This window comes from Nocardioides kribbensis (assembly GCF_015070375.1).
Taxonomy (GTDB): Bacteria; Actinomycetota; Actinomycetes; order Propionibacteriales; family Nocardioidaceae; genus Nocardioides; species Nocardioides kribbensis.
Genome location: NZ_JADCLL010000006.1, coordinates 334,727 through 341,099, shown reverse-complemented (window position 1 = coordinate 341,099; position 6,373 = coordinate 334,727). Strand labels below are relative to the sequence as shown.

The window sequence follows — 6,373 nt, the reverse complement described above, 5'->3', positions numbered from 1 at the left end:
GGTGGTTTCGAGACGGTCGCTGGCGCTCCCTCCTCAACCACCGGGGGTGGGTGACGCTGCCTCCTCGACCACCGGCGGTGGTTTCGAGACGGTCGCTGGCGCTCCCTCCTCAACCACCGGGGGCGGGTGGGGCTGCCTCCTCGGCCACGGCGGGGTCAGGCGCTGAGCAGGACCACGACGGCGAGGAGCAGCGAGACGCCGACGACGGCGGCGGTCATCAGCAGGCCCAGGCCGAAGGCGGGCAGGGGGCGGCCGGTGCGCATCGCGCGCTCGACGCGCGCCCAGCGGGCCAGCGCGACCGCGGTGGTCAGCCCGCCGAGCAGCACCAGCACCACGACGAGGGTCAGCCGCAGCCACGTCGGCTCCGGCACCCCCAGCGACGACAGCGCCACGCCGCCGGCGAGCAGGGCCAGCGAGGTGCGCACCCAGGCGAGGAAGGTGCGCTCGTTGGCGAGCACGTAGCGAGGGTCGGGCTCCTGGCCCTCGCCGTAGACCCACGCGGGGCGGCGCGGGCGCTCCTGCCCACGGGGGCTCTCGCCGGGAGCGGGGGAGGCGGACGCGGGCACGCGACCATCGTGCCGCACGACCGCGGGCGCGGGAGGGTCGGCGGCGGGCGGTAGCGTCCGGCCATGACCGCAGGCCTCCCCCCGACCTCCGAGTTCGACACGCAGACCGCCGTCACGGCGCAGGGCGAGGGGCGCTACGCCGCCGACCTCGCCGCCGGGTGGAAGGTCGGGGGCGGCCTCAACGGCGGCTACCTGCTGGCCACCCTCGGCACCGCCGTGCGCGCCGAGCTGGCCGAGCGCGGCAAGCCCGACCCGCTGGTCATCAGCGCCTACTACCTCTCCGCCGCGACCGCGGGGCCGGCCGAGGCCCAGGTCGGCGTACGCCGCGACGGCGGCCGCGTCGCCACCGTCGCCGCCGACCTCGTGCAGGACGGGCAGACCCGCATCACCGCGCTGGCCACCTTCGGCGACCTCGCCCGCGCCGCCGACGACGTGCGCACCACCGCCGTCGAGCCCGAGCTCCCGCCGCTGGAGCAGTGCGTGCGCAACACCGACGCCCCGCCCGAGGTGCGCGCGATGGCGCCGCTGATGGAGCGCTTCGACATGCGCTTCGCCCCCGAGAGCGCCGGCTGGGCGGTCGGTGCGCCGAGCCGCCGCGGGGAGATCGCCGCGTGGTTCCGCCTGCACGACGACCGCGAGCCCGACCCGCTCTCGCTGCTGCTCGTCGTCGACGCCCTGCCGCCGGTCACCTTCGACCTCGGGCTCATGGGCTGGGCCCCCACCGTCGAGCTCACCGCCCACGTGCGGGCCCGGCCCGCCCCCGGCTGGCTCAAGGTGCGCCACGCCACCCGCAACCTCGCGGGGGGCATGTTCGAGGAGGACTGCGAGGTCTGGGACTCCTCCGGGCGCCTCGTGGCCCAGGCGCGCCAGCTGGCGATGGTGCCGCGCGGGGCCTGAGCCGCCTGCGGGCGCGGGCGTCAGCGGGGCACGCGCAGCTCGCAGATCCAGCGGCGGCGGGGGTGCTCGGTGACGGTCCACAGCCGGTCGTCGGCGGGGGTGTCGCCGGGCCAGACCGCCAGGTCCTCCGGACCCATCGGGGTCGCCCAGCGTCGGGGCCGCCACGGGTCGGCGGCGTCGGGGGAGGCGCCGGTGACCAGGGTGCCGGGGGTCCAGGGGCCGTGGGAGGTCGTCACGTGCCAGCGCCCGCGCGAGACCACCGCGCCCTGCATGCCGGCCACCCCGCTGTCGTGCACCGACAGTGGCCGGGCGCGGCCGTCGTCACCGACCACGGGGGCGCCCTCGGGGGTGAGGGCGAAGCGGGCCAGGCGGCGGGTCCGGCGGCCCCGGGCGTACTCGCCGACCACCAGCTCCGGGCCGGTCCCGGGTGCGGCGGACGACGACGCGGGTGACGCGGGGGAGGCGTCGACGGAGAGGAACGAGTAGCGCAGCGGCTCGACGCCCTCGCCCGAGCCGGCGGCGTGGCCGCGCCGCACGGGCAGCACCCAGCGGTGGCCGAAGGTCTCCGCGCGGCGACCGGCCGGCACCTCGACGACGTCGTCGACCCGGGCGCTCCAGAAGCCCTTCGCGGTGGCCGCGACGTGCAGCCACGACCCCACCCACGCGATGCCGCCCGCGTGCACCTGCAGCGGCTTCCACGCCCCGTCGGCCTGCGCGCGCACCAGCAGGACGTGGTCGTAGCGGCGCGCCTCGAGGTCGACGACGCTGATCCGCGAGCCCTGGTTGCCCGGCGGCGTGGGCTCGCCCGGCATCGTCTTGGCGTACCAGCTGACCATCAGCACCCGCCCCGGCACCGGTGCCTCGGCCGCCCCCGCCGCGGCGTCGGCCGACGAGGTCACCCCTTGCGGCCACCAGCGGGGGTCGCGCCGGTCGGGCCCCTGCCACGTCCACGAGCGGCGCGCCGCGAGACCCGGCGACAGGGTCCGCCGCAGCCGCCGGCCCTCGCGGGGCAGAGCCGCCACCAGCCCCGCGAGACCCGCGCGCCGCCCGCCGTACGACGAGACGAACGCGTCGATCGCGGGGCCCGCGTCGCGGCCCGGGGTGAGCCAGAGGTCGGGGTCGGTCACGGGGTCCTCCTGGTCGACGGGCGGGGCTCCAGCCTGGCAGGTCGTCCTGGTCGGGCTGCCCGGGACGGGTGGTCGAGGAGGAGGAGCGCCAGCGACGAGCATCTCGCGATCACCGTCGGGCCGGTGGTTGAGGAGGGAGGAGCGCCAGCGACGAGCGTCTCGAAACCACTGTCCCCGGGCGGACGTGGTTTCGAGACGGTCGCTGGCGCTCCCTCCTCAACCACCGGGGCTGGGGCTCCCTCCTCGACCACCGGGGCTGGGGCTCCCTCCTCGACCACCGGGGCTGGGGCTCCCTCCTCGACCACCGGGGCTGGGGCTCCCTCCTCGACCACCGGGGCTGGGGCTCCCTCCTCGACCACCGTCGGGGTGAGAGCGGGCGGAGCGGGTGGCGACGGCGACACCGAGCACGGCCACGACCAGGCCGACGAGCTCGCGGGCGTCGAGGGTGTCGCCGAAGCAGAGCCAGGCCATCACGGCGGTGACGGGGGGCATGAGGAAGAAGACGCTGGCCGAGGCGCCGGCGCCGCCACGGCGCACGACGGCGCCGAGCAGCAGCAGGCCGACGATGGAGTTGACGACGCCGAGCCAGGCCACGGTGGCGACCGCGACGACGGGGTCGTGCACCGGGCGGGTGCCCTCGAGCAGCAGCCCGAGCACCACCAGCGGCACGGCGCACACCGCGAACTGCACCACCGCCGCCCACACCGGGTCGATCGACTCGCCGGGCGGCGTGGCGCCCGCCTCGGCCGCGCCCGCCTCCTCGAGGGAGTCGGAGGGGCGGGGGGACGCGGGGGTGGTGGCCGTCCAGCGCTGGCCGAGGGTGCCGAGGCAGAGGCTGAGGGTGCTGAGCACGCCGAGGGTGAGGCCGACCGCCCCGCCGGCCTCCTCGACGTCGGGGCCGAGGATCGTCACGACGCCGGCGACGCCCACCACCAGGCCGACGACCTGCACACGGGTGACCCGCTCGCGCAGCAGCACCCCGGCGAGCACGACGGTGAGCACGGGGGAGAGCGAGTGCATCAGCGCGCCGAGGGTGGCGCCGAGGCCGACGTCGAAGGCGAGGTACATGAAGACGAACTGCAGCCCGTTCATCATCAGCCCCACCGCGCCCAGCCGCACGAGCACGCCCCGCGGCAGCCGCATCGGCCCGCGGCGCCACCGCGCCCAGGCCCCCAGCAGCAGCGTGGCCACCACGAAGCGCAGCGCCAGCAGCGTGATCGGCTCCACCGCCTCGACGCCGAGCGGGCCGGCGATGTAGCCCGAGGACCACACGACCACGAAGGCCGCCGCCGGCACGAGCGGCACCTGCGGGTGGGCCGGGCCCGGGGCGTGCGCGGCGCCGGCCGGCTGCGCCGCCGACGGGGCGGGCGCGCGACGAGGTCCCCGAGACAGCATGGGCCCACCCTGCACCACCGGTGCGCGGGAGACCTAGAGTCGCGCTCGTGGACGGGCAGCGGGAGCGGCTGGTGGTGGGCGCGGCGCTCGTGCGCGGCGGGCGGGTGCTGGCCGCGCGGCGTACGGCTCCGCCGGAGGCGGCGGGACGCTGGGAGCTGCCGGGCGGCAAGGTCGAGGCCGACGAGACCCCGGGCGACGCGCTGGTGCGCGAGGTCGCCGAGGAGCTGGGCTGCGAGGTCGAGGTGGTGGCGTGGCTGCGACCGCTGACGGGGCCGGCGACGGGGCCCGCAGCGGGCGCCGCCGGGGCGACCGCCGACGGGGTGGCGGTGCGGCCCGGGCTGACGTTGCGGGTGGCCACGGCGCGGCTGGTGCGCGGCGAGCCCGAGCCGGGCGAGCACGACCTGCTGGCCTGGGTCGGCCCCGACGAGCTCGACGACCTCGACTGGCTCGAGCCCGACCGGCCCTTCCTGCCCGAGCTGCGCCACGTGCTGCTCACCGCGCCGGTGGCCTCGGCGCGCGCGGTGTTCTTCTCCGACGACGACGCCCGCGCCGTGGAGCGCCGGCTGCGCGCCGACGGCTACGACGCCCACGTCGAGCGCGAGCGCCTGGCCGGGGAGGACGACGACGAGGACCACCCCTGGGCCGTGGTCACCGACGCCCCCGCCTTCGTGCTCGACGTGCTCTGCGACGAGCACGACGGCTGGCTCGACGAGGGCCTCGACGCCCCCGACGCGCCGCCCGCGCCGCCGCTGGACCTGCCGAGCGCGCCGAGGCGGATCAAAAAGCCGCAGTGAGGTGTTGGGGCCACTGACCGGCCGGTGCGCCGGTCGCGGTGCACGGCGGCGGGACCCTCGCGGCCGGGCACCCTCCGCCCCTGTCGGACCTCGTCCCTAGGATCCTCGCCATGCCCGCAGCGCCCGCCCACGCCTCCCAGCAGCCGCCCGCCGCCACGCCCGCCGAGCAGCGGCTGCTCCTCGTGCACGCCCACCCCGACGACGAGACGATCGGCCAGGGCGCCACGATGGCGCAGTACGCCGCGCAGGGCCGCTCGGTCACCCTCGTCACCTGCACCGCCGGCGAGATGGGCGAGATCCTCGTGCCCGAGCTCGAGCACCTCGCCGCCGACAAGGAGGACCGCCTCGGCGAGCACCGCCGCGGCGAGATCGCCGACGCGATGGCCGCCCTCGGCGTCACCGACCACCGCTGGCTCGGCGGCTTCGGGCACTACCGCGACTCCGGCATGCAGTGGCACGCCGACGGCCACGCCGTCGCCGCCGACGACGTGCACGACAACGCCTTCTCCCGCGCCGACCTCACCGAGGCCGCCACCCTGCTGGTGGAGGTGATCCGCGAGGTGCGCCCGCAGGTGCTGGTGACCTACGACGAGTTCGGGGGCTACGGCCACCCCGACCACATCCAGGCCCACCGCGTCGCGATGTACGCCGCGCAGCTCGCGGCCGTGCCGTCCTACCGCCCCGACCTCGGGGCGGCGTGGGACATCGCCAAGGTCTACTGGGGCGCCATGTCGGAGAGCCGCATGCGCGCGGGTCTGCGCGCCCTGCGCGACGCCGGCGACACCACCTCCTTCGAGGGCATGGACCCCGACGGCCCGCTGCCGCACTTCGTGACCGCCGACGACGACCTCTCCTGCGCCGTCGACGCCCAGGACCACGTCGAGCGCAAGATGGACGCCCTGCGGGCCTACCCCACGCAGGTCACCCTCGACGGTCCCTTCTTCGCGCTGTCCAACAACGTCGGCGCCGCCGCCTGGGGCGTCGAGTTCTACCGTCTGGTCAAGGGCGCGCTGGGCCCGGTCGGCGACGACGGGCTCGAGAGCGACCTCTTCGCCGGGCTCGCCGGCGACGCGGGCTGACCCCGCCCGTGGTGGCCGAGGCGCCGGCGCACCCCGGGGCGCCGGGGCGAGCGGCCCGACCGGGGCCGGTCGGGCTGGTGCTGCGCGTGCTCGCGGCCGCGCTGCTGGCCGCGGTGGGCGCGGCCACCGCGACCGCCGTCGTGCTGGTGCACCCGCTGTGGTGGGGCCTGCTGCTCGGCGCGGCCGCGACCCTGGCCACGGCGTGGGCGCTGCCGCGGTCGTGGTGGGCGCGCCCGCCGTGGGCGCTGGGCTGGGTGGTCGTGCTCGGCGTCGTGCTGCAGAGCTCCCCGGGGTCGGGCTACCTCGTGGCCCAGGACGTCGCGGGCTACCTGCTGCTCGGCCTCGGGCTGGTCGTCGTGGTCGTCGTCGTCTCCGACGTGACCACCCTGGTGCTCCGTCCGCGGGGCGCCGGACCCGATGACCGGCCCGGTGACCAGCCCGGTGACCGGACCTGTGCTCGGCCCCCGGCCGGCGCCGCCGCGGACGACCTCGCGCCGCCGGCGTAGGGCCGGGGA

Annotated in this window: 7 protein-coding genes; 4 read left to right on the top strand and 3 right to left on the bottom strand. The window is 77.4% G+C overall.

Annotation, left to right across the window (positions count from 1 at the left end; genetic code table 11):
• Nucleotides 1-155 precede the first annotated feature (155 nt).
• Nucleotides 156-566, bottom strand: a complete 411-nt coding sequence (locus tag IR170_RS20030; RefSeq protein ID WP_056862263.1) for a YidH family protein — start codon at nucleotides 564-566, stop codon at nucleotides 156-158.
• Between the two features lie 63 nt (nucleotides 567-629).
• Here IR170_RS20030 and IR170_RS14805 point away from each other — a divergent pair, with 63 nt between their 5' ends.
• Nucleotides 630-1,463, top strand: coding sequence for a thioesterase family protein (locus IR170_RS14805; protein ID WP_193665202.1), 834 nt, complete (start codon nucleotides 630-632; stop codon nucleotides 1,461-1,463).
• 20 nt (nucleotides 1,464-1,483) lie between these two features.
• On the opposite strand, the gene IR170_RS14800 is transcribed toward IR170_RS14805, so the two are convergent.
• Both IR170_RS14800 and IR170_RS14795 read right to left on the bottom strand, forming a co-directional pair.
• The gene (locus tag IR170_RS14800; protein WP_193665200.1) at nucleotides 1,484-2,590 is read right to left on the bottom strand and encodes a hypothetical protein; all 1,107 of its coding nucleotides are present in this window, start codon (nucleotides 2,588-2,590) and stop codon (nucleotides 1,484-1,486) included.
• A gap of 216 nt (nucleotides 2,591-2,806) precedes the next feature.
• Nucleotides 2,807-3,985 carry a DMT family transporter gene (locus tag IR170_RS14795; RefSeq protein ID WP_193665198.1) on the bottom strand — a complete coding sequence of 393 codons (1,179 nt, stop codon included), beginning with the start codon at nucleotides 3,983-3,985 and terminating at the stop codon, nucleotides 2,807-2,809.
• A gap of 47 nt (nucleotides 3,986-4,032) precedes the next feature.
• Here IR170_RS14795 and IR170_RS14790 point away from each other — a divergent pair, with 47 nt between their 5' ends.
• The 3 genes from IR170_RS14790 to IR170_RS14780 all read left to right on the top strand — a co-directional run bounded on the left by IR170_RS14790 (nucleotide 4,033) and on the right by IR170_RS14780 (nucleotide 6,364).
• The gene (locus tag IR170_RS14790; protein WP_319805106.1) at nucleotides 4,033-4,779 is read left to right on the top strand and encodes a (deoxy)nucleoside triphosphate pyrophosphohydrolase; all 747 of its coding nucleotides are present in this window, start codon (nucleotides 4,033-4,035) and stop codon (nucleotides 4,777-4,779) included.
• A 110-nt stretch (nucleotides 4,780-4,889) separates the two neighbouring features.
• On the top strand, nucleotides 4,890-5,858 hold the full coding sequence (gene mshB, locus IR170_RS14785) for an N-acetyl-1-D-myo-inositol-2-amino-2-deoxy-alpha-D-glucopyranoside deacetylase (RefSeq protein ID WP_056862268.1): 969 nt from the start codon (nucleotides 4,890-4,892) through the stop codon (nucleotides 5,856-5,858).
• Nucleotides 5,859-5,935: 77 nt separating this feature from the next.
• Entirely contained in the window at nucleotides 5,936-6,364 is a 429-nt protein-coding gene (locus tag IR170_RS14780) for a hypothetical protein (RefSeq protein WP_193665195.1), read from the top strand.
• Nucleotides 6,365-6,373: the final 9 nt, after the last annotated feature.

Bases quoted from the DNA above. Each gene is read 5' to 3' on its own strand.
- mshB (WP_056862268.1), top strand. From the start codon at position 4,890: ATGCCCGCAGCGCCCGCCCACGCCTCCCAGCAGCCGCCCGCCGCCACG.
- IR170_RS14795 (WP_193665198.1), bottom strand. From the start codon at position 3,985: ATGCTGTCTCGGGGACCTCGTCGCGCGCCCGCCCCGTCGGCGGCGCAG.
- IR170_RS14805 (WP_193665202.1), top strand. From the start codon at position 630: ATGACCGCAGGCCTCCCCCCGACCTCCGAGTTCGACACGCAGACCGCC.